This is a genomic window from Paenibacillus qinlingensis (assembly GCF_013204845.1).
In the GTDB taxonomy this organism is placed as follows: Bacteria; Bacillota; Bacilli; order Paenibacillales; family NBRC-103111; genus Paenibacillus_E; species Paenibacillus_E qinlingensis.
In genome coordinates this window covers 131,697-155,942 of sequence record NZ_JABMKY010000003.1, presented here as the reverse complement: position 1 = coordinate 155,942, position 24,246 = coordinate 131,697, and the positions used below count along the sequence as shown (strand labels likewise).

The following is a 24,246-nucleotide window of genomic DNA, read 5'->3' as shown; positions in this document are numbered from 1 at the left end:
CCTATGAATGTCCAGCACAAAAAGACCCACAGCAAGGGGCTGCGGGTCTCTAATTTAGATATGATTACTACCTAATGTATCACCTGTTGATTGTTATGTTGTTGACTCCACCATGCATCACTAAATCCTCGTGTATAGGCGATGTAAAACATAGCTTCCATTTCTGGTGTAATGCCTGGGTATTTTTTAATTAATTGAACTAACCGTGATTCCATAAGCTCTTTTTCTGCTGGATCCATGATCTTCACCTTTCTTGCTATCCAACCATCATGCCGTTTAGCGCAGCGTCTTGAATGCCGTGCGAAGTTCTAACGTCACATACTCTGGCTGCTCCCAAGCTGCGAAATGTCCGCCTTTAGGAAGTTTATTGTAGTGGATCAGATTCGGGTAAGCTTTCTCTGCCCAACTCTTCGGCGCTTCATATAGCTCATCTGGATAGACGCTTACCGCAACCGGAAGTTTAACACCTTTGATGCCGAAGAAGGAAATGCCAGCTTGCCCATTCTCCCAATAAATACGGGATGCGGAAATGCCTGAATTCGTAAACCAGAAGAGCGAGATGTTATCGAGAACGTCGTCGCGCGTTAGCCCTTCTTGGACTCCCGCGAAAGATCTTGCAATCAAGGCAAGACTCTTCCAATCATGATCAAGCATAAACGTTGCCAAACCGATAGGTGAATCCACCAATCCAGTCAGCGTCTGCGGTCGAGTTCCCATCATGGCGGCGTAAGCGAATTTATTTTCGAGAACTTGCGCACAAGCTTTCTTCTCTTCGTCGGAGAGACCAGACGGCAGCGGATTGCCAGACCAAATCGCCGCGTCAGCGTCTGCCGGAATGACACCAGCCATGTTGGTGTGAAGTCCAATCAATCCTTTTGGCTCCTGAACACCCATGAAATCAACAACAATTGCCCCCCAATCACCGCCATGTGCCACATATTTCGTGTAGCCAAGGCGAGTCATCAGCTCTCCGTAAGCACTCGCGATCCGTTTAGGATCCCAGCCGGTTGTTGTCGGTTTACCCGAGAATCCGTAACCAGGCATCGATGGAATGACCACATGGAACGCATCCGCTTCGTTTCCGCCAAACGCCGTAGGATTAGTCAATGGTTCAATAAGCTTCATTTGCTCGAAAATCGAACCTGGCCAACCGTGTGCAATGACGATCGGCATGGCATTTTCATGCTTTGAACGCACGTGGATGAAGTGAATATCCAGACCATCAATCTCCGTAATGAAATGAGGCATGGCGTTAAGCTTAGCCTCGACTTTACGCCAGTCGTAATCATTCGCCCAATAACGAGCCAGTTCCTGAATCGTTGCTAGCTGTACGCCTTGCGATTGATCCGTGACGGTTTCCTTCTCAGGCCATCTTGTCGCGTTAATACGTCTACGCAATTCAATAATTTCTTCCTCCGCGATATGTACTTGAAATGGACGAATGGCGTTGCTGTTAGTAGTTGTTTGTGTCATTTTGTTAATCTCCTTTTGATTGTTTTGGTTTTTTTGGTTTTTGCGTGGTTATCGCTAGAAAAGACCGTGATCACAACGGACATGAATAGCACATTCAGGAACTTATCATAGAAAAAAAGTAATGATTCCACTCGGATCATACGATCCCTCCGCAATTAATGTAACCTTCTAATTATATTTTATTGGTTACAAAACGTAATATAGCACGAACTAAACCAGAATACAAGTAACCTCCTAAAATATTTTAGAAGGTTACTTGTTGGCTTTTACATAATTTAGAAGCAATATGAACATAACTATTGGTATTATGGCAGAACAATAAGGAGGTCTCATTATTTATGTCGATTATCGAAGAAAAGATATGTTTACAGGCATATTTAAAAGAAGCCTTCTGCAACGACGCTGATTTCGTCACGAGGAACATTGCCGTAATGAACGGTAAAGGCGAAGTCCATGTCAGTTACATAGAAAATCTAGTTGAAAACGACATGATGAATACCTATGTTATCGAAAGATTACAGGACAGCAACCCCGAGGAAAGTGCATCAAGTGTAGACGATTTCATGGCGATGATGACATCAAGCGTCATCGCCGCAGCGAAAGTTTATCGCTCTGACGAGAAAGCTGACCTTGTACAAGCGATTCTTACAGGTCATGTTGCAGTAGCATGGAAGGATGCTGATTATGCTTTAGTTATTCCCGCACTAAAGCGTGAAGCTGCTGAGAAATCAGAAACAGAGCCTTCCATACAGAGCGGAAATGAAGCGTTTACAACAGATTTAAGTAAAAATATGAACCTGCTGCGACTCCGATTGCCTTCCCCAGACTTTAGGTTTAAGCAAATGGAAGTCGGGCGGACCTCCCATACGAAAGTAAGAATGGTTTGGCTAAACAACGCAGCCAAGCCCGAAATTATTGAAGAGATTTGCGACAGATTAGCCCGCATCGACATCGACATCGTCCATTCGATATCCGTCATAACTGAACTTATCGAAGATAATCCTTTATCGATTTGGCCTCAGCATAAGCTGACTGAACGCGTTGATGTTACCGTTGCAAATATGGGCGAGGGACGCGTAGCGATACTATGCGATAATTTTTCATTTGTAGTCATTGTACCCTTATTGGTTTTACAGGAATTTCAGACACCTGACGACTATTCACAAAAATGGATCTTCAGTTCCATCATGCGAATTATGCGATATGCCGCTTTTTTCCTCTCTTCGACATTGTCTTCCCTGTATGTCTCGTTTGTCGCCTATAATCATTCGATTATGCCCCCGGCTTTGGCCATTCGTATATCGGAGGGAAGAAGCCAAGTTCCTTTCCCTTCCGTCATTGAGGTGCTGCTCATGACCTTCATGATTGATGTCCTGAAAGAGGCAGGTTTAAGACTGCCTAAAGGTTTGGGGCAGAGCATGGGTATCCTTGGAGCCGTCGTTATCGGCCAATCGGCTGTGGAAGCCGGTTATGTCAGCCCTGGCGTGATCATCATTGTTGCGATCTCTGCGATCTCAAGCTTTGCGTTGTCATCCGTAAACCTGACTAATATGTCAAGAGTAACGAATTACTTTTTAATCTTCTTAGCGACTATTTTTGGGCTATTTGGCGTCATTATCGGTATTCTTTTCTTGCAATGGCGATTGGTTACCCTGCGTTCTTTCGGCATCCCCATTGCCCATCCTATGGATGTCGGAGATATTCGCCTGATGAAGGACATGCTGATCAGGTCTCCTATATGGAAATTGAGAACCCGCTCCAAATTATTGTCAGAAAACAAAACGTCAATGGGGGATAGTACCCGTAAGCCAGGTCCTAAATAATGAAGGAGGCGTTCAAGGGACATGTTGCAAAAGCAAAAGATTTCAAATCTACAAGCCATCTATCTTACGTTTGCAACGGCATATGGCGGCGTTTTTTTTTATCATTCCTACATTACCCATTTAGCAGGAAGAAGTGCGTGGATTGCGGAGTTCATTAGCGGGTTTATCAATATTGGCTTTGCCTTATGGATTTTGACCGTTGCCAAAAAATATCCAGGAAAAAATATGTTTCAAATTCTCCAGATGTTTGGCGGAAAATGGATCAGTGCCCTATTCGTTATCCCTTATGTTGCCTTAAACATCGTACTGTCTTCCCTGTTGTTAATGATGTGCGGAGGGCTAGTGAAGACCTTTGTTTTGCACAATTCACCGATATGGGCACCCATGTTTCTGATGCTTTTACTGGCATTTTTAATCGCAAGCAGCGGCATTGAAAATTTAGCCAGGTTAAGCTCAACTTTGGAGACGATTTTGATCGGCATCATGTTTACTTTTGTTCTAGCTATTGCTGTCATCACGCAATTCGATTCTTCCAACATTCTCCCCATGCTGGACAGCGACGTTCCTTCCTTTCTCAGGGCTGTCTTATTGGCAGGAGGAGGACATTCGGAAGTTATTTTATTCATGTTCATTATGGTTGAATCTTTGCATCAACCTCGGAAGCAATTTTCTTCCCTTACGATTGGTTTACTTCTATCGGTCGTTCTCATGCCGGGAGTTGCATCTTTTTTATTCTCAGCTGCTATTTCTCCAGAAGAGGCTTCCAGAATTTCCTTTGCTGGTGTCAATGTCGCTTTCTCAATAACGATAGGAAAATTCATTCAAGGATTAGAAATTTTCATCTTTATTCCTTATGTGATCATCACCATATTAAAGTTATCCGGCAATTTCTATAGCAGCTGGGTAGCATCCGAAACCATCATAAACAAAAGCTCCAAGGTACTTATCATCCTCATTACGATAGCTACCTTTATATTCACATTGAGTATGCGCTCATTTAACCAAGCCTTCTACTATTACATGTTGGTCATTCAATATTGCGTATATCCATTCTACATCGTAGCTCTGGGTACCGTTTCTATTCTAATGATTGCACAAGGTAAAAAGGCGGTATTAAGGAAAACATGACCTACTCGACATGGACACGACTCCTGCTAAGTATTGTCCTTCTAACTGCATGCACCGGGTGCTGGGATTACATGGAATATGAGAGCATGGCTTTAGTGCGTGCAATCGGTATCGATATGGATAAGACAGGGAAGATTCTGTTGACTTATGAGATCATACAGACCCGCAAGAAAAATCAGGATGGAGGAAATGCCAGTCAGATTATCCAAGGAACAGGAAAAACATTGCCAGAAGCCTTCGATAACATCCAAACCATGGTGCCAGGAACCTGTTTCTTAGGCTATGCTACAACTGTCATTATCAGCGAAGGCGCGGCAAAACAACAATTGAAAAATATTTTGGATATTTTTTTTATTACACCAAGCATAAGAGAGTCAGTATTTATCGCCTTTACAAAAGAGAAACCAGAACATATTCTGCGCATGTCCGAAGGAAAAACAGGGATCATGGTCGGAGAAGCGTTAGTGGATTATTTTAAGGTAACAACGCATGTAGGCCTCTCATTTCCAGTCAGGTTAAGAGAATTCAACAAAATGCTGATGGCAGAAGGCATTGAGCCTGTCGCCCCTTTAATTAGAATAAATGGAGATGGAAAACTCTATTTGTCGGATATGTTTGTATTTAAAGGCTTTAAACTGGCAGGTATACTGGATGGGAACGAAACAAAAGGCGTTGGACGAATAACCAATCAAAAAATACAGGAACTATCCGAAGTTACCATTACAGATCCCGATACAGGAACTCCTGCATCTGCTGTATTTCGACTTCAAGATAATTCAACAAAAATAAAAATCAAGACCGGCTCTGAGATACCCGAAGTGTTCATTTCAACAAAAGTCACCGCTACAATGGTCCAATTCGATGGTAACATTGGAGCCATAACGCAGGAAGTTCTCCAAGCATGTGAACGGAATCTGGAAGGAAACGTAAAAAAAGAACTCGAAGCTGCCATAACAAAAGCACAAAAAGAGAATTCCGACATTTTAAGAATAGGACTCAATTTCTATCAACAGCATCGCAAAGAATGGAGACATACCTTTAAGCCAAAATGGGATGAAGTTTTTCCAGTAGTTCCCTTTCACATTAACGTAAAAATAAAAATCCTCAATTCAGGAACGAAAGTTATTCCATTAAGTGAACAATAAGAACATGAGTCCACTCCCGTTAAGACACTAGCTTAGTATGGATTTGGATGTTACAATAAAACCATTCCACACACAATAAACGGCTACGCCGTCCCTTGAGGACGGAATCACAGTGTTTATGGAGAAATATAGACAAATTAGTATGTGAAACATATAACATCTATATTTTTGAAAACAAGGGAGTTGCGGCGCGATGTTATGGGACGATTTTATCAAAAGCGACTACCACGATTGGAGAGGCACTGGTCAGTCCGAAGACCGACTAGACAAGCCGGGATGGCTGGAACAATGGTTGGCTATCCACAATCTCCCCTTTCCTGGCTCTCCGTCGACGAAAGAATTGGATGAACTGAAACGGTTGCGGGGGCACATGCGACGTATCGTTCAGAAGCTGACGGTGCGCGAGGTTGCGGACCCCGCCGATCTGGAAGGGCTGAATCGGGCACTGTCCGGCGGACCGATGTATCTGCGGATCACGGAATCGGATTCGAATTTCCGCCTAGAATCCATCCCTTTAGAAGCTGGCTGGTCCCGTATCGGAGCGGCGGTGGCGACTTCCTTCGGTCGCGTCCTTACCGATTGCGAGCCGTCTCGCTTGCGCATTTGCGAAAATTCAGATTGCCTAGCCGTCTACTATGACGAAACTCGAAACCGTTCCAAACGGTTCTGTGACGATAAATTGTGTGGCAACTTATTGAAAGTCCGGCGGTTCCGTGCACGCCAAAAAGCCGCCAAGACTGACGGCTCCTCGATACCCGAAGTATCCGATATCATTCAGTAAAGGCGACTCATGCACATTATAAGATCGTTCTAACCAGCTGTGGCAGTGGTAGAGCGATCTTTTTTTCAGCTGGATATAGTAACAGGTTAGATTTTAGGTGCGAGTGTCACGTCGATATTCGTGAAATAGAGCGTCTGCAAACCCTCATAACCAGAATCCGTGCCGATAATGACGTATACTTCACCAGCCGCGTTACTTTTCACTTGAAATGTCTGTTCAAAACTTTTCAACTGAAACCCGCTTTTCTCAGCGTCTGGTTTGGCAATGTTGCCAAGAAGAGCTACTTCTTTGCCATCGGTCGATTGGTTGCCTTTATCGATGTTTAGGCGATAGTAAGGCGTATTCTCGATAGTGTTGTCCTTGATGACAGAAGGCTCTCTGCCAACAACGCCAGCTTTCACATATACCGCAGAAGCAGAACCGCCTCCGATCCCGAAGGAACTCTCAGCTTCATTCGTGGCCATGTCGAATCGTAATTTCACTTCGTACTCTGTATTTGGTTTCACCCCCGCGGTACTGTCCAGCTTTTTGGACATAAACATGAACAAGTCGTCACTGCGGTTCATTCCGCTTAGCAACATACCGTTTACTTCGGTGTCATCGCTTAGCTTAACCTTATCTACTTTAGTATTAATACGGTAATCCTCATTTTGATACGTGACAGGGAGATCTGCGACGCCTGTTTGCCATCCTCCGTTATCCTTTTTGAAATCAAAGGTGAGGTGATTTTGCTGAGAGTCATTGGGAATCGCGATAGAAGCCGTACTAGTCGCGGAATCCCACAATGTAACTGCCCCCATTCTAGCTGTAAGTACCCTAAGCGGAGCAAAGGAAATATCATTCTTCAACACGACAGGTGTCGTCAGCAAGAATGGCTCGGAGTCGCCAATTGTACCGTGGGTTCTGTTCATCGTGAGCCGAATGACATTGTTGCCTTTAACGAGCTTCACTTGTTGCTGATTCCCGTCCCAACTGACATCCCAGCCTAGACTTTGGGCCATTTCGCGAACCGGTACCATCATGTTCCCCTCCTCCAAATATGGAGATGATGGGCTTGAAACCGCGGAAAGCGGGAAATTTTTAATAACAGTGTTACCCGATGTATGTTCATTGTCCATGGCTTCTACGGAAGAACCAAGTACGACAGATGCCAATAACACGGCTGCCATAGCAGTGGATGCGATTGTTTTTTTCAACATTGTTATTCAACCAGCCTCTCTAAGATGTATTCGATATCTTTAACGCAAGTCATTCGAAAATGGTTGCAGCGGCTCAGTTGCTGTGCAGCGTGTCCGTACAGCTTCACCTAGGTGCGCATCTCACATACGAAAACAATCGTCACCTTCTGAATACTCTTTACTAACAAAAACCGTTCCACTGCATCGCTCCAATAAGCGTTATGCAATGAAACGGCTTGTACCGCACTCCCTCTATATCCAATCAAAAGGAGAAGATACCTCCCGCGCAGATATTCGGATATACAGCTGTTTTCCTTTTCGCGAAAAAGTTATACTAGTTCATATGAATCTCCGATGGGAGTGATCCAACCTTGCAGTACGAGCGTTTGCCCCTATCTTCCGGCTACACTATTCAAGAGAAATTCGCCCAATTCACCGACCATGAATTACACATGCATGATGCACTTGAGGTCAGCATTGCGCTGGATCAAGGGATGAAATATAAGATTGGAGATGCCTGCTATAATGCAGGTCCAGGGGATATCTTCCTGCTGCGCCCCTTTGAGCCGCATTGGAATCTAATCCAAGAAGAGGGACAGCCTAGTCGTTGGATCATGCTGCTTTTCTCTCCTTCATTCGTCGGGCTCATGCCCCGAGGTTCCAGCTTGCTTACACCCTTTTACATGACGAATACCTCACCACTCATTCCTGCGGATACGGTCTACGCTCAAGCGGTGAAACGATTGGCCCTTGAAGCTCTCGAGGAGGGGAAGCAATCACTACCAGGCTGGGAACTTCAGCAACAAACCTTGATGATCCAAATGCTAGTTCATATGCAGAGATACTATATGACGTATAATCGCGATCAACAACAAGAAGAATCCTACTCGCAGGGCATTATCCAAGCTATCGAATATCTCATGACGCATTGGGCCGAGGAAATCGATATGGACGATGTGATTGAACAATCACACCTAAGGAGAACATGGTTCTACACCAAATTCAGGGAAGTGACAGGCTTAACTCCGAATGAATTTATCGTTCGGTTACGGCTTCAGTATGCCGGACATATGCTGCAATCCACATTGAAATCCATTACAGACATCGCCTTAACTTGTGGCTTCGGGTCAGCGAGTTATTTTAATAAAGTGTTCAAAGAGTTCCATCACATGACGCCAAGAGAATACCGCAAGCGTTGAACCCTCGCCCCCTACAGACTAGCGTTGGTAACCTGACAACTGCACGCGGTCTTCCAACAACTTGCCCGTCTTCGCATAACGGCAGTTCGCCGCTCCAACTTGAAAAGCATAGGCTCTTCTTGGCTTATCTGTATGGTTCATTTTACTATGATGAAGTGTTTCGCGATGGAAAAATACGGCATCCCCCGGTGCCATAGGATCGCATGGCGCTCCATTAGCCGGCTCAGCTGCTCGCTTATGCCCCTCCTCTGTATTCAAATTCGGTTGCCGGCCCAGTAGATGAGAGCCAGGTGCTAGCCAAAGTCCCGCATTTTCTTGCGTGATCGAATCAAGTGCAATAAAACCGTTCAGCATATGTCCAAGAATGTGCGTATATTGATTATCCTGATGCCACTCCAGTCCCTTCCCTTGCGGGTCCACGACAGCGTACATCCCCATCCATAGCTTGACGTCATCGCCCAGAATCCGTTCAAACACACGAACGACATCCTGATTCGTCAGAAAACTTGTTGTTTCAGGATAAGCAGCTTTTTCACTGGCGATATCGATAATCGCATGACTTTTCCATTGCCCATTACCTTGCGTATTCGCGAACGCGGCATTCTCATGGTTAATCGCATCCACAGTCTCCGCAGTTATAAACCCTGGCGCGTAGAAATATCCCTCTCGATAAAACTGGTTAATCATTTCCTCTGTTAATTGAAAGTTCGTAACTTGTGACATCGCGACAGCCTCCTCATTATCCAATGATTACTTCCCTTTCATCGTACTGAATTCAGAGTGAATTTTCTTGCACTTACAAACGTGAAAACTAGCAAATTTGTTCAGTGTAACTATGTACTGTGAAGGATTCGTAAGGTCGTATGGCATACTGTTAGCGGAATTTAGGTACACGAAGATTGGTTATACGGCGGCAAGGAGGATGGGGCTGAGTTGATGGGGTGCTGGAGTGCTGGAGTGCTGAGGAGCGGATTTGATATGGGGGTGAGGTGATGAGGTGATGAATTGCTAAGTTGATGAATTAGTGGGTTGATTGGCTCTGAAGCCTCACAACTATCATTAACTGGAAAATATACAGTTATTAATAGGAAATTCGCCCAATATCTGAATTTAACTGGAAAACCTGTAGTTAATTACTCCTGATTTGCTCAAATTGGACAAAATGGTTAAAATCAACTGTATTTTTTCCATCTATTCTTCATGGGATCGGAAATTTCAACAATTTAACTACAGAAAATCCTTCTATTTTCCAGGAATGCTCATTCACTGCTACTATTTCCCTACAATTTCACTACTCTTACTCTACTCTTACTACATTCCTTCTCCTTCCTCGCCCCTCTCCTGCACCTTTCTTTCTAAATTCCTGCTACTCTCCTACTCCTTCATACTAATCTCCTGCTATCTCCTACTCCTTTCATTCTACTTTCCAGCTACCTTCCCGCTCTTCTTCTGCTCTGCTCCCCTCCCCGATTCTACTCTTCTGCTCTTCTCCACTTTCCACGACGCTGTACCTAACAACCTGCGGCGCTTCATCAAGCCTAGTTCATTTTAGGAAGAATCATGGATTGCTCGAAAAAAGGGATGGAGCAAATAACTGCCCGATCCCTTTCGCTTTCGTTTATGGAACCAATACAATATCATCCATTTGCAAAGAGGCGTTTACTGGTGCATTCAAATAAAAACCGATATCCAATTGCCCATTGCTCACCGTCACAGTTTGTGAAATCGTCTGATAAGAACTGTTCACTGAGATGTTCACATTCAACTGTGATCCACCATAATTACTTAGCTCCATTCTCGCTGTTGTCGGTGTGGTACTGCTTTGTAATTTGACCGCTGCACGTACCGTGTAAGTGCCATTAGGAACGGAGATGAGTTGATGAACGCTTTGTTGATAGGCGGAGGTGCCATTATAAAAATACATTTTTTGTGTACCGGAATTTACATCGCTGCCATCAACGCCGTAGGACGCCACTTGACCTGTTGGGTGCCATTCTATCCATTTCCAATCCGATCCACTTTCAAATCCACCGTTAATCACAGGATTCCGATTATTTAATTCAAGATAATCCAGGTTAAATGCGCCTGTATCGCTTGAACCACGCGTCATCGTGATCAAGTTTAACCCTTTGTTTAACGTCACGGTTTTATTGACAGTTCCCCATGTATCCCAATTCGTAAGGGTTGGAAGCGAGAACGTACCTGTCGAGATCTGCGTATTGTTGATATCGGTTACCTTGAAACTTCCCGTACTCGCACTACCAGTTGCATTGGCATAACGAATGCCCATGGTGTACGTCCCCGTCTGCTCCGCCTGAACGCCAATCACCACATTGGCGCCTGGATAACTGCCACTAAATTGATCAACAAAACCCATCCCTGAACGACTCGTATGATCATTATTGAAATGAGCACCCCCACGGTAAGTGCCAACTTCAGCCTCATACCGGTTGGTAAATAAGCTGGAAGCATTCGGACGAATCCGTATCATCGATACGTCATGGGGGTTCAGCGTCACACTGTGACTGGTTTTGGAACCAAGATCCGTATGATTCCAAATATCACGCACTTGTCCGCCACTCGCGAGTCCCAAACTACTCGCAAAATCAATGGATTTGGTCACTGCTGAATCCGAACGGTTGAATAACGCGACGATCCAATCGCCATTCGCCGTTTGCCCAAGCCAGCGCTCAGAATCGCGGCTTCCCGTGTCGGGCTGCCCGCTAACGGATGGCTCAAACGGGTTCCCATTGTTGAATACTGGCTTTCCAACGAACCCTTCCTTTTTCAAAGCAAGAATTTCCTTGTTCGTGTAATAAGATAAGTTCGTCCCGATCGTATCATACTGATCTGCCGCTGCAAGTGGCGAGCCTGCCATCGTAAATAACGATACGACGCTTCTCTTCTCATTATCCGCATAAGTGCCGCTAAAGGTGCTGAATCGCAAGAAGTCTCCGTCTAATGTCAGTCCACCTCGACCTGCGATGTCAGCAAATGCCGTAAACCCTTGGAACGGATTGGCCCATTGGCTAAAGCCAGAATTCCAAGTTTGACGCTCATCTCCGAAACTCCCACGATTAAGCCACGTCCAACCACCATTGGCTGTATCCGTATCAATCCGCATCAAGTCGCCGTATTTCAGCTCATTGCTGGCATGATTGAACGAGTTTGGCATCACCAAGCTAAGCTCCATATTATCTCCGGCTGCTTCATGCATCCACTGCAGGGCAGTCGCGTAATTCGTCGTTCCGAACGAAGGCGATCCAACCGGTGCCCCCGCAGCAGCACCTGATTCGTACCACGACAAGAAATCAATACGCAGGAAGCGGATCCCCATATTTTTAAAATAGTTCACATAGCCTTGGATATATTCTTTCGCTCCTGTTTTGGTTACATCAACCCAACCGCTAGACGCGATACTGGATAAGGCGATGTTGGTTCCTACAACCTTTTTGTTCGGATCCGCTGCAGCATTGCCCTCGATCCAGAGTGGGTTATAGTACACACCCATGTCCAACCCTTTGGTGCTCGCATAGTTCACCCAATAGGCCCAATCATGGGACCACGCATCATTATATTTGAGCAAATAACCGTTCGCATTGGTCTGCGTAGCACCATAAATCCAGCCATCGGTCGTTACCATGTTATAACCATGAGGAAGCAAGGTACTGGACACCCAATCAATGTTATCCTTCCATCTCGTTTCGGAAATAGGTGCATCATTGACAAACGAATTTTCATAAGCCGTCCAATACAGCGGGTAAAGTGAGGTCCCTTTTCGCGTACTCAAACTGTCCCTCGCATACGCCCCATTCGGCAGCAGCATACCGATGATCGCAATCATAACACCTAACACAAACGTTACCTTCCATGCCCTCATGCCAAGTTTCATTAATTTAATTCCCTCCCTAACGATTATGTGTCACTTCGTGTTTCAATCATAATAGGTGCAACATGAATGGCTAATTTGCCATCCTTCACTACAACATCGTTGCCATACAACAAATTGTGATACACACCATCTGCAAGTGGAACTGCTACTTCGGCAGGTTTCCCTTTACAACTGAATACGCCAATCAGTCTCTCCTCTCCCCAAGTATGCGTGCCCACCAATATATCACTCTCATCTAAGGCTGTTAGATGGTAACGGCTATTCGCGAAGATCTCTTTGCTTTTGATCGAATAAAGCGCTTTCAGTGATTCCGAAATATCTCGCCCCGTATCCCAATTCACCGTATCTCGATTAAATAAGTCCGGTCGGAAATCGTTCTCGTATTCTTGCCCCGCATAGAGCAAGGTCATCCCTTTTTGAAAATAAATGAACGCCGTCCAATGGATGAGTGACAGGCCATCAGGAATGATGTCTTTCGCCCGAGCTTGGTCGTGATTCTCTAAATAGCGAAGCTTGATATAGTTGTCCGGGTAGATGAACTCCTGCATATTCACTCGGAGCGCATACGCACTAAGCGTGTTAGCACCGGTTAAGTACCCTCGGAAGTATTCGAAAACATCATAGTCATAGCAAATATCAAAAGCCTGGAAAATCTCCGAATCCGACAAGCTGACCATGCCTCTTGCCCGATTATCCATGATAAAAGCTGGCTCAACGGACTCGCTTAGCCACAGACAATCTGGATTGATCTTCGCCACCTCTTCTCGCGCGCGCAGCCAGAAATCTAGCGGCACTAGCGGCGCTACATCACATCGAAAGCCATCAACGATTTCTGCCCACATTTTAAGCGTATCAATCTGATACTCCCATAAAGCAAGATGGCTGTAATCTAAATCGATAATATCTTTCCAATCGCCGATCCGATTGTACATTCGTCCCTCGGCATTCCGATAGAAATACTCAGGATGATGATGCGCTAACCACGAGTCTGGCGAAGTATGATTGTAGACCACATCAATGAGGCATTTCATCCCTTTGTCATGAATGGCTTGCACTAAACTTTTGAAATCTGCCAAGGTACCAAACTCTGGATTAACCTCCCGATAGTTCTGAATCGCATAAGGCGAGCCAAGTTCGCCAATTCGAGCCTGCTGACCAGTCGGATGAATGGGGAGAATCCAAATCCAATCTACCCCTAACGCCTGAATTCGATCCAAGTCTTCCTCAACCGCTCCAAACGTTCCTTGTTCACTATAATTCCGGATATAAATGGCATACATCACTTGATTTCTTAAACTTTTCGGCGTATCTTTGGCCATCTGCGCTGCTCCTATCCGCGTATGAATTTGACTTATTTGCTTAGTAGAAAGGGGCTATCCAGGAAAACAACCCTTCTAGCCCCAATTGTCCCCCTACTTTTTCTTCGTTTTCAACCATTCGTCCAATTGACGCTGCTTCTCTGCAATGACTTTGTTTACACCAGCTGCCTCTAACTTTTGCAAATATTGCGGTATCGTTTTCTCCGGATCCAACGAGCCCGTTGCCACGATCCCTGAATATTGCTGACTAGCATTATTGATCGCTGTAATTTCGTTTTTAACAGAATCCGGGTTAAATACAAAGCCTAGTGCAGGCGATTTTTCAGCGGAGTCATTAAACTTCTTGTAGAGATCCCAAAGCTTCGGATCCTCGCCTTTCCACAAGTACGTGTTCATTTGATTCCCGAACATCCAGGACTGGTTCAAGTTGTAGCCAGAAGTTGCCGCCGTAACGCCAGTTGGATAATCAATCGAACCATCAGCACCTTTGACGAAATGCTTGCCTTCAAGGCCCCAATTAAGCATATTAATCAGCGTTTTATCCGTAAATAAAAGGTTGATAAACATCATCGCTCGCTGCGGATCGGCGCTCGTCGTTGGAATCGCCAACATGGAGCTTGTTGTATCCCCTGTGGTCATGAATGGCTTTGTTAGCTCAATCGCAACCATCGGCGTCCCCGTATTCCGTGATTCTTGGAGTTCAATCCCCGGCTTCATCGCAACCGCATAGGAGAACGCTTTACCCGATTTCACCGCATTAGCTACCCCATCATTGCGTGATGCTGCATCCTTATTGACATACCCCGCTTCAAACCACTGCCGCATGAGCTTCGCAAGATCCATATACGCTGGTGTACCGATCATGTTGACCACTTTCAGATCCGTCGTTCCGCGAACCAAGCCACCAGGGCCGTCACCTAACGAGTCAAAAGGTAACATTTGCGTCACCGGCGAGTTGCCCGCTTCGGCTTGGAGAGGCGTCATCCCCGGCTCATTTTGCTTGATTTTTTCAAAAACTGGACCAAAATCCTTCAACTCTTTGAGCTGCGTCACATCAATCTTGTATTTCTCCACCAAATCTTTCCGCATCACAATACCTCTGGTAGAGGCAAATTCCTTATTCGTGACTGCGCCGTACACTTTCCCATTAATCTTCCCACCCTCAACGACAGCTGGGTCAATGATGGATTTAATGCCTTGCCCATTCGAGTTGATTAGATCGTCTAGTGCAATCACTTGTCCTTTGGCTACTTGCTGCCCAAGTCCCATCCAGGAAGACGTCCACATGACATCTAACTGTTCATTCGAGGCAAACATCAGGTTCGTCTTATCATTCCAAGCTCCCCAATCGATCGGACGAAGCTCGATGGTGGCATTTATTTTGTCCTTCAAATATTTACTCATCTCTTCGTTCACCGCTGCCAAATCTTTCGGTGTACTTCCGGGAAACGCCATAACGAGCTTATAAGGCTTTAAACTATTTGCTTTCTCTGTTGCCGCACTTGTTGGTACTGGTGAATTGCTCACAGATGCCGTTTCATTACTTTTCGAACAAGCAGCAAGTGATAGTGACAAGACCATCGTAACCGCCAACATGATCGTTCCAAGTCTCTTTTTCATGTTAAACCCTCCCGTAATTTCATTATCTATGGTAATCGGACTTCTGTCGAACCCCTATTGGCACTCAACATACACCGTTCAACCCTTGATCGAACCGATCGTTAAACCTTTGACGAAATACTTCTGAAAGAAAGGATAGGCCAGAATAATGGGACCCACGCCGATAATGGCCATCGCCATGCGCATCGTCTCTTGAGGAATCATATCCATGAGTGATGCGGTACTCGCGTTCTGCGATTTCTGTGATAAGAACTGAATGTTCAAAAGCGACATATTCAGCAAGTATTGCAAGCTGTAGAATTTCGCTTTGGATAGAAACACCAAGCTATTAAACCAATCATTCCAATAAGCGAGTGTATTAAACAGTCCAATGGTTGCGAACACTGGCTTAGATAGGGGAATTACAAATTGTGCAAAGATCCGTAGTTCACCCGCTCCGTCAATATAAGCTGACTCGATTAAAGCTGGAGGAATCGTTGTCGCGAAAAAGGTGCGCATGATCAGGACATTGAATCCGTTTAGCAATAAATTCGGTATGATTAAGGCCCAAATTGTATCTCTCAAATCCCATACCGTTGAATACACGAGATACCATGACACCAAGCCGCCGTTAAATAAAATGGTAAAGAAGATGAAGAACGAAAGCGCGGTTTTGAGCGGCAGCTCGCCACGAGATAGTGGGTAAGCCAGCATGGAAGTGACAAGTAAGCTCAGCACCAAACCAATCAAGGTCACGGCAATCGTGACACCATAAGAACGAAGAATTACACCTGGATCCGATATAAAAAGATAACGGTACGCATCCATACTCCATTGGGCTGGAAAAAATGAGTAACCATTGGCTAAGATAGCCTTTTCATCCGTAAACGATGCAATCAGCACCAGTACGAAGGGGATGATCATCCCGAAGGACAGCAAGCTGAACAGGAGATGAATAACCCATGAATCTTTTTTCTTATTTCCCATATGCCATGCCACCTTCAAAATAATGAGTTATCTCGGCTGACTTTTCGCACAACAAAGTTTGAAAATAACACCAAGGCAAAACCTACGACAGATTGGTACAAGCCAGCGGCGGAGGCCATGGATATATCACCAAGCTGCATGAGACCTCGATACACATAGGTATCGATCGTATTTGTGACGGGAAGCAATGCTCCCGAATTCATGGGTACCTGGTAGAACAGGCCAAAATCAGAGTAAAAGATTCTACCAACGGCTAGCAGTGTCATAATTGTCATAATCGGAATTAATAATGGCAAAGTGATGTGCCGAATCTGCATCCATTTGGACGCGCCGTCAATCTCCGCTGCCTCGTAATACTCTTGGTCAATCCCAACAATGGCGGCGATGTAGACGACGCTCGAATAGCCAATGGTTTTCCACACATTCACGATAATTAAAATGAACGGCCAATATTTCGGCTCCATATACCAATAAATCGGATCGATATGGAAGAGTGGCAGAATCGTTTTATTAAGGAAACCATATTCCGGACTCAATAAGCCAAACAGCAGATACGCCACAATGACCATGGAGATAAAATAAGGCAGCAGCAAGGCACTCTGATAAAACTTGCCTATTTTGGCGCGAACTTCATTGAGCAGGATCGCCACCGTGACCGATGACACTAAACCGATGATAATAAACGCTACATTGTATAGAATTGTATTCCGGGTAATAACTAGGGCATCCGAGGTCGCAAATAAGTAAGTGAAATTGTGAAAACCAACCCAGTCGCTATGCCATATGCCTTTGGTGAAATTGATGTTTTTGAATGCAATGATGACACCTAACATCGGTACATAGTTATTCAGTATTAAATACAGTAAACCCGGCAGCATAAGCAGGTACAGGTACCGATATTGCTTCATTTTTTTCCACAAAACCCATTTGGCTGATGCTCTACTAGACTTGATGACTGGCTGTGATGGATTAACTGTTGCCTCTTGTGACTTCATTGTCGACTGCCCCTCCTGTCTGACTTTCTGACTGCCATTTCTATCTTTCTGATCCCTATATGGCCATTATATGATTTCTAGGAAATCTCCCCTACTACGTGAGTTACCAGTTGTATGCAACAATTGTTACGACTTATGGTATGTAAAAAAGCGAAGGCGCCTCAGCACCTCCGCTTTCATCTGCTATTCGTCACGGGCTCTCCGAAATTCTTGAGGCGTGACGTTATGGACTTTTTTGAACATTTTAGAAAAGTAAGAAAAATTATCATACCCGAGCGACATCGCGATGGAGCTAATGGTATCCTGTGTAGATGCCAGCAAATCCGAGGCTCGGTTCATGCGCTCATGCAGCATGTATTCGGTAATCGATGTGCCTGTTTTGAGTCGAAACAACCGGGATAAATACGATGGATTGAGATGAACCAACGCCGACAAATCGTCTCGCGTAATATCTTGGTTAATATGTTGATGAATGTAACTTTGAATTTGTAACACAATGCTATTTGCCTGCTGGTCTTCAGAACCCGGGTCTGTCAGCGACAAGACGGCCTTGATCATTCCCTCCATCCACATCTGTACATGCACCGAAGAACGCGTCACTTCCTGCGGGTCAGAGGCGACTCCTTGACGAGATAACGTATCTGGCGATATCCCTTTGCGCAGCAAAACATAATATACAACCTGTAAAACACCGTGGAACACCGTTGTCAACGCTTCTTTCCGTCCCTGATGATCACGGATCCAGTCATAGGTTTCCGCCATATATCCCTTGATCTGCTCCAAATTGCCGGACTCCAAACTTTCCGTCCATTTCAAAAAAGACATCTGCTCGCTCTGCGGCTGCTGGCTTACGTGTTCGGCATGCACAATGACTTGATGATGCCTTGTCACATTGCGAAACTCCATCTCCAGCAGTTCATGATAGCGTAAACTCATTTCAGCAATCGCAGATACATTGCCAATATAACAGGACACATGACAAAAGAAGTACTGCTGACAGGCTTCCATATAAGCCTCGCAACGAAGTTTCCAACTGTCACCCTTCTCTACATGATCACGCAAATAGATGATAATAATGAGATTGCCAAGCTCATCTTCAATGATATGTCCAGCTTGATCAGGGATGATAATCTCTTCTGCCGCTTTGCGAAGGGCGTAACCCATCAATTCTTCATCGTGCGCATTCAACGGTTTGGTCCATTCCTCTATACTCAATAGGATTAATCGCAAATGATCCTTCTCAGAAAGTGGCAAATCATACGCACGAATCGCTTGCTCCAATTTCTGCTGCTTCCAATCCCCCGTACCATTCATCACATCTCGCCAAAAGGTTTGAACCCATTCAGGCTTCTGCTCATGCCAAAGCTGGTAGTATTTCTTGAACGTTTCCGTCTGCGAGCTATGGTTCCGCTTGTCTTGAAGTTCCTTGAGATTTTTGGCGATGACCTCCTCCATCTCTTCATAAATGACAGGCTTCAGCATGTAATCCTTGCTTCCTAATTGCATCGCACGCTGCGCATACGAAAATTCGGCATGGCTCGTGAGGAAAACCGTCTTCAAATCTGGGAATTCCGTATTGGCCCATTCAAGCAATGACAAGCCATTCATAACAGGCATTTCAATATCGCAAATCATCACATCAATGGGATGCTCCTGTAAAATCTTCTTCGCTTGCTGCGCATTATAAGCCTCATGAACTTCGGCAATGGCCAAGTGTTCCCAGCCGATGCCATCAACAATTCCTTTTACCGCATATATTTCATCGTCAACGATGAGTACCTGATACATGTGAATCCCGCCTCTCTGGCTGCTCATATTCAACGGGCAATTTAAGCGTTACGATAGCGCCTCCACTGGAGCTATTATCAAACGTAATGAGCGTCTCTGACCGGAAGAACAATTTGCAGCGATGATGCACATTCCAAATCCCGATATGATCATCGAACTCATGCTGGAAATATTCACCTGATTGCAGCTTCGTTAGAATATCAGCGTGAAATCCCACTCCGTTATCGGATACTTGGATTACGAGATAATCAATACTCGCATGGTCTTGACGCTCTATCCCCATCGAAATATGAATTCGAAATGGCTCTTCATCCTTATACATGAAACCATGCTCCATCGCGTTTTCAATAAAGGGTTGAATCGTTAATGGCGGTATAGCATACACACTTAGACCTCGGTTCCGAACAATCTCATATTCGAAAGATTCGGGAAAGCGGACTTTCTGAATATCCAAATAGTTCTGAATATGATTTAGTTCTTCCTCTACCGAGACCGACGTAATATTCGTCCGAATCGTAAATCGCAAATGCTGAACAAGGAGAAGAATCAATTTGTGGACTAATGCAATATTTTTAACTTGCGCCAGATTATAGATGAGATTCAGACAATTCGTGAAAAAGTGGGGATGAATTTGGGCCTGCAGATGCTTGAGCTCGGCGCGATGCGTTTTGAGCTTTTCCTCATAAATACCGATCTTGAGGTTCTCGATTTCATCCGACATGGTATTGAATGTTTGATCAATATCGTTAAATTCACGTAATCGTGAAGGCTCGAGGCGTGTCATGAAGTTACCTTCACGAATGTTCCGCATTCCTTTGAGCAGACGATGTACCGGCAGTGTAATCGAACGTTGTAGATACAACAGAAATAGGATCAATATAATTGTAACTATGGCAGGCATGATATAAATAAACCATTGGAATAGCGGTAATTGCTGAAGCAAACTCTTAATTGGCAGAATAACAACTAGATGAATATCCGCCGCTTGCGATTGTTTGTTGACGATCATTACATTCGCCTTCGTACCTGCTACCCTCACCAAATTATAGGCATTTGCTTGCTCAGACAGTGCTTCTTCCAAATCTTTCCTTGCGAGCATGCCTTTCTCCGCATCGGTCTCGTGCGTGAGGATCATGCCATCCGAAGAAGCGATGACGACTCGCCCCTTATCACTCAGTTCCAATGTATGAAACGGGCTTAGGAATCGGTTCAAATCCACCCAAACGCCCATGTATGCGCCCTCATTTGATTTGATAATACGCAGCATGGCATACTCGCCGCCAAGATCCAGCACCGTCCATTGCTTCGTGAATGATTGAAGTTTGATGCTACTCGTCATTAATTCATTCAATTTCATGCGAATACGTTCTTTCGTTTCATAGCTTGTGCTCTGCTGAGCGGCTACAATGACTTCTCGAGCGTTCGCACTATACGCAAAAAAAGCATCCATATCCGCATAGTACGTTATATCTTGGGTCAATAGGTTAAACGTATTCACCTTGCCGTAGACGGCTTCTTCACTTCCACTTGGATAAGAGCCAAACGATTGCAGATCCGCATTCTGGAGAGATGTCTTTAACAGATATTTTTCAACTTCGGCTAGCTTCTGATCCATTTGCTTCATGTTCATCGTAACTAGGTTTTTATTCGAACCCGCTACCTGTTTCTGTACAACTTCGATCGCATACCAATTATTTAGGATCAGCAGCACAATGAGCGGGACCGTGACAAGTAGGAACCCAATGATCAATTGTGATCGCAAACTTGATTTCTTCATGGATGGGCACTCCTCAGCCTAGTGATATCTGTATTATATAATAATGTCCTAGTATAGCGAGATTAGAATGTTTGGTCTGCTACGATTGTGCTATGCGATATGCAACGATTGTGACTTCTGAAATGAGAAACTGCCACAGATCGGGGATCTGCGGCAGTTGGAGAGTACGTATGAATCTATCAGCTAGATTAGATGGAAAAAGTACATCTATTTCCGCGCTTTCTTCCATGTTTTATGAAATAACTGGAAAACATACAGCTAAAATCAAGCTTTCTCGGCAATTGTAGCAGAATCACCTAAAATTAGATGGAGGTTTTCCAGTTAAAATCGATTTTGAGTCCAATCGAGTTGAAAGAACTGGATATTTTCCATTTATTCACTCAACCTGATTAGTATTATCTAATAATCCTCAGCCAACATAGCGAACAACACGTGATCCTCACGTACGCCATTAATTTCCAACAACTTGCGAGCCAGTCCTTCTTGCTTGAATCCCGCTTTTTCCAAGACACGCATCGACCCCACATTTCGCGGCATGACACCAGCTTCTACACGCAGTAAGCCTATTTCTTTAAAAGCAAATTTCATGATTAGTTGAATTGCTTCTGTCATGTACCCTTTTCCATTGTGCGCCTGGTCCATGCTATAGCCGAGAATGCACTTCTGATGCGGCCCACGCTGCACCTCAAATAGCGAAATATCACCTATGAGTTGATCCGTTTCCGTTAGAAAAATGCCGAAAGCGTATCGCTTATCTTCTTCTCTTTGATTGATCCCGTTTTCAATGCTTTTTGCTTGTACGTCTCTTGTATAAAAAGATTCATTGCGCTTAGGACTTACTCCCTCGAATAATTCACGGTTGCGCAGCATGAGGTTCAGCATATCATCTGTGTCATTTGCATCCAGAAACCGAATATAGATTCTTCCATCATTGTCTTTCATGATTACCATCATCCTTTATCTCGAAGTCCTGTTATTATACGTCGGAATAAAGAATGGTTCAAATCACGCTATTTTTGTTTATGAAAATAGTGCTGCAATTGGTTAGCAAGCTCATCATCCGAAAGTGGATTCCGGTGTGTGTTCTCCAAGTAAATATATTTCTCCGTTTCTGGCATGAGATATTCTTTGTACCAGTGGAAAAAGTCTGGACTATCCCCCTGCATGCGCAGGAATCGGCGCAGTGTATCTACATTATTAATGGTACTTGCAATGTTCGTTAGCCAATCGGCTCGATAGAAATCTGCCCATTTGCCGTGCTCAGCCAAGCGAAGTGCTTGTAGGCCTCTGTCATAGCTCCACATAGATTGGGAAGCAAATACGAAGGCTTGCGCATACTGCTCACTTCTTGCAGCTGCATAGGAACGGCAGAGCCAGAGCAAGCCTTCCGAACCGGTCAGGTGAATGACGCCCGGCAACCACAAATGGTCAATAACTCGCTGTTTATCCTCACCATCCAACTTGCTCAGCAACTCCTCACATGCTTTGACCCACTTGGACCAAGATGCATGCCCCTCTTCACCTCGCTGCTCGAACCACGCTATTTGCTCAGCGAAACTACCTTCTCCCGTCGCCCACAGCATTCCGCGGTCCGCTTCACTTGTGCGCCCTTGCAGCCAATGACCGATCAATCTTCGCGCAGGATGATGATAAAACTCGTCTCCAGCCAAATCATCAGCATGAGGCCCATATGCAATGGAGGCATCTGTATACGTGCGATACAAATCGGCAATATCTTCCTGATGTGATGGGTAATAACGACTAACAAATGCGTGTAAATGAGTCTCCGTATCCATTATTCCTTGAAGCCACAGCTCACGAATGATATCTAACATATACACGTGCTGACGAATATTCCCGCAATTCAGCAGGAGATAATCGGTGCATCCCGCTTCAAAAGCGCTCTCCACTTCCTCCTTCACAAAGGCAGCCGAACCTTGAAACATCGTCAAATGATTCGACGCTTGAAGATCATGGAAGGTCACGTGGTAATAGATACCATGCCCACCACCATCATCGACAGAAGGCAGCGCTGGCATCCGCAAATTCAAATTCCCGTGCCGGCGCGAAACCATTTTGCCATACCCATTATCGGCCCAAATTTTGATCACATCGTGAGGCAATTCGATATAACCGTCTTTGTACAACTCGGCAATTTCACCGTATAACGCCACACAATAGACAGGGTTAACAACGGCTTCCTTAATCATCTCGTATTGGCGATAAATGACGCGGGAAATCATTTCCCCACGCTTTGTTGGCGTGTCAAACGATGGATCATTCTCCCAAAAAGGCTTATCCCCCTGCCCTCTGAATGAGAGTACCCACAGGATGTTCTGATCCTTTTGCTTCTCAATGGCTTCGAGCCATAGCTTTTCAAATAATTCTGGAGCCTCTTTGTAACTGGCTGATCTCCCTGTATATGCCCTTAGGAACATTTCTGCACCCAAAGGCTCCGCATGATGATGGGTTAACCAGAGCCCCATTTCTGCCGCAAGCTCCAAATGAATGCCTGTCTTCGGTAAATCCGTCCCTGGGATCACCATATTCCCACCGCAGCGAAGCAATGCTTCCAACACTGGCAACCATACTTCACGCGAAGGTGGGTAAGCCTCTTTCCATCCAATGAGACATACCTCATCGTTGACGAACCACCCTCTGAATCTAACTTTAGCAACGGGTGAGTCATACGGCTCGCTAATTACATCTATCGACGTGTATGTCTGTATCGACTGATCCATCCAAAACCAGAATGGATGAATCCCCAGAACCGTTTCACTCACATGCAAGATGCCATAAACGAGTCCCAAGTGATCATTAGCAACGATATGTAGCTGCGACTTCTCACCATCGTGCGCGTATCGCAGAGCAAAAGCTTCTGGATGCACCGCACAGCCATCATGCTCAGACGCATAACGAACGACGATCTCAGCCTCGGCTTGTTCATTCACTAAAATGGGCTCCGTACCGAGCACTTGCCTGATATCTCTCGTCAGCATATTCAAAGCATGGCGAACTGGCGTTGCCAAGTGATCTGGCGGGCAAATGGAAATTACCCCCTCCAGTCGTAACGTAGATTTACTATTCACATTTAAACCCATGTCTACACCCCTGACGAAGGAAAAAATCATGGCGCGTCCTAAGAAGCGACAACGCCATGAT

The 24,246-nt window shown here is 45.0% G+C and carries 19 protein-coding genes; 5 read left to right on the top strand and 14 right to left on the bottom strand.

Annotated features, from left to right (window positions below):
- Positions 1–71 precede the first annotated feature (71 nt).
- Together HQN88_RS07410 and HQN88_RS07405 are read right to left on the bottom strand one after the other, a co-directional pair.
- Entirely contained in the window at positions 72–239 is a 168-nt protein-coding gene (locus tag HQN88_RS07410; RefSeq protein WP_173109657.1) for a hypothetical protein, read from the bottom strand.
- A gap of 37 nt (positions 240–276) precedes the next feature.
- Positions 277–1,473, bottom strand: coding sequence for an epoxide hydrolase family protein (locus tag HQN88_RS07405; protein WP_173109655.1), 1,197 nt, complete (start codon positions 1,471–1,473; stop codon positions 277–279).
- Positions 1,474–1,811: 338 nt separating this feature from the next.
- On the opposite strand from HQN88_RS07405, the gene HQN88_RS07400 reads away from it, so the two are divergent.
- From HQN88_RS07400 to HQN88_RS07385, 4 genes are all read left to right on the top strand, one after another.
- A complete protein-coding gene (locus tag HQN88_RS07400) occupies positions 1,812–3,296 on the top strand; it encodes a spore germination protein (RefSeq protein WP_173109653.1) in 1,485 nt (494 codons plus the stop codon).
- Positions 3,297–3,317: 21 nt separating this feature from the next.
- A complete protein-coding gene (locus HQN88_RS07395; RefSeq protein WP_173109651.1) occupies positions 3,318–4,424 on the top strand; it encodes a GerAB/ArcD/ProY family transporter in 1,107 nt (368 codons plus the stop codon).
- Positions 4,421–5,569: a Ger(x)C family spore germination protein gene (locus HQN88_RS07390; RefSeq protein ID WP_173109649.1), complete on the top strand. Its 1,149-nt coding sequence runs from the start codon at positions 4,421–4,423 to the stop codon at positions 5,567–5,569. Before HQN88_RS07395 ends, HQN88_RS07390 begins: the two co-directional genes overlap by 4 nt.
- Positions 5,570–5,762: 193 nt before the next feature.
- A complete protein-coding gene (locus tag HQN88_RS07385) occupies positions 5,763–6,350 on the top strand; it encodes a CGNR zinc finger domain-containing protein (RefSeq protein WP_173109647.1) in 588 nt (195 codons plus the stop codon).
- An 86-nt stretch (positions 6,351–6,436) separates the two neighbouring features.
- Here the strand turns inward: HQN88_RS07385 and HQN88_RS07380 are convergent, their stop codons facing one another.
- Positions 6,437–7,549 carry a copper amine oxidase N-terminal domain-containing protein gene (locus HQN88_RS07380; RefSeq protein WP_173109645.1) on the bottom strand — a complete coding sequence of 371 codons (1,113 nt, stop codon included), beginning with the start codon at positions 7,547–7,549 and terminating at the stop codon, positions 6,437–6,439.
- 107 nt (positions 7,550–7,656) lie between these two features.
- A complete protein-coding gene (locus HQN88_RS07375; protein ID WP_173109643.1) occupies positions 7,657–7,794 on the bottom strand; it encodes a hypothetical protein in 138 nt (45 codons plus the stop codon).
- Positions 7,795–7,899: 105 nt separating this feature from the next.
- On the opposite strand from HQN88_RS07375, the gene HQN88_RS07370 reads away from it, so the two are divergent.
- Entirely contained in the window at positions 7,900–8,727 is an 828-nt protein-coding gene (locus HQN88_RS07370; protein ID WP_173109641.1) for an AraC family transcriptional regulator, read from the top strand.
- An 18-nt stretch (positions 8,728–8,745) separates the two neighbouring features.
- Here HQN88_RS07370 and HQN88_RS07365 read toward each other — a convergent pair whose 3' ends face one another.
- The 10 genes from HQN88_RS07365 to HQN88_RS07320 all read right to left on the bottom strand — a co-directional run bounded on the left by HQN88_RS07365 (position 8,746) and on the right by HQN88_RS07320 (position 24,185).
- Positions 8,746–9,450, bottom strand: a complete 705-nt coding sequence (locus tag HQN88_RS07365; RefSeq protein WP_173109639.1) for a phytanoyl-CoA dioxygenase family protein — start codon at positions 9,448–9,450, stop codon at positions 8,746–8,748.
- An 895-nt stretch (positions 9,451–10,345) separates the two neighbouring features.
- The gene (locus HQN88_RS07360) at positions 10,346–12,619 is read right to left on the bottom strand and encodes a CBM35 domain-containing protein (protein ID WP_173109637.1); all 2,274 of its coding nucleotides are present in this window, start codon (positions 12,617–12,619) and stop codon (positions 10,346–10,348) included.
- A 23-nt stretch (positions 12,620–12,642) separates the two neighbouring features.
- Complete coding sequence (locus HQN88_RS07355; RefSeq protein WP_173109635.1) at positions 12,643–13,938, bottom strand: alpha-amylase family glycosyl hydrolase; 1,296 nt, start codon at positions 13,936–13,938, stop codon at positions 12,643–12,645.
- A 93-nt stretch (positions 13,939–14,031) separates the two neighbouring features.
- A complete protein-coding gene (locus HQN88_RS07350) occupies positions 14,032–15,558 on the bottom strand; it encodes an ABC transporter substrate-binding protein (protein ID WP_173109633.1) in 1,527 nt (508 codons plus the stop codon).
- Between the two features lie 78 nt (positions 15,559–15,636).
- The gene (locus HQN88_RS07345; protein ID WP_173109631.1) at positions 15,637–16,524 is read right to left on the bottom strand and encodes a carbohydrate ABC transporter permease; all 888 of its coding nucleotides are present in this window, start codon (positions 16,522–16,524) and stop codon (positions 15,637–15,639) included.
- Between the two features lie 14 nt (positions 16,525–16,538).
- Entirely contained in the window at positions 16,539–17,519 is a 981-nt protein-coding gene (locus tag HQN88_RS07340; protein ID WP_173109629.1) for an ABC transporter permease, read from the bottom strand.
- A 183-nt stretch (positions 17,520–17,702) separates the two neighbouring features.
- On the bottom strand, positions 17,703–19,307 hold the full coding sequence (locus HQN88_RS07335) for a response regulator transcription factor (RefSeq protein ID WP_173109626.1): 1,605 nt from the start codon (positions 19,305–19,307) through the stop codon (positions 17,703–17,705).
- Positions 19,285–21,084, bottom strand: a complete 1,800-nt coding sequence (locus HQN88_RS07330) for a sensor histidine kinase (RefSeq protein ID WP_173109624.1) — start codon at positions 21,082–21,084, stop codon at positions 19,285–19,287. Before HQN88_RS07330 ends, HQN88_RS07335 begins: the two co-directional genes overlap by 23 nt.
- Positions 21,085–21,483: 399 nt before the next feature.
- Positions 21,484–22,026, bottom strand: a complete 543-nt coding sequence (locus HQN88_RS07325; protein ID WP_173109621.1) for a GNAT family N-acetyltransferase — start codon at positions 22,024–22,026, stop codon at positions 21,484–21,486.
- Between the two features lie 68 nt (positions 22,027–22,094).
- Positions 22,095–24,185 (bottom strand): glycosyl hydrolase 115 family protein, encoded by a 2,091-nt coding sequence (locus HQN88_RS07320; RefSeq protein ID WP_173109619.1) that lies wholly within the window; start codon positions 24,183–24,185, stop codon positions 22,095–22,097.
- Between the last annotated feature and the right edge of the window lie 61 nt (positions 24,186–24,246).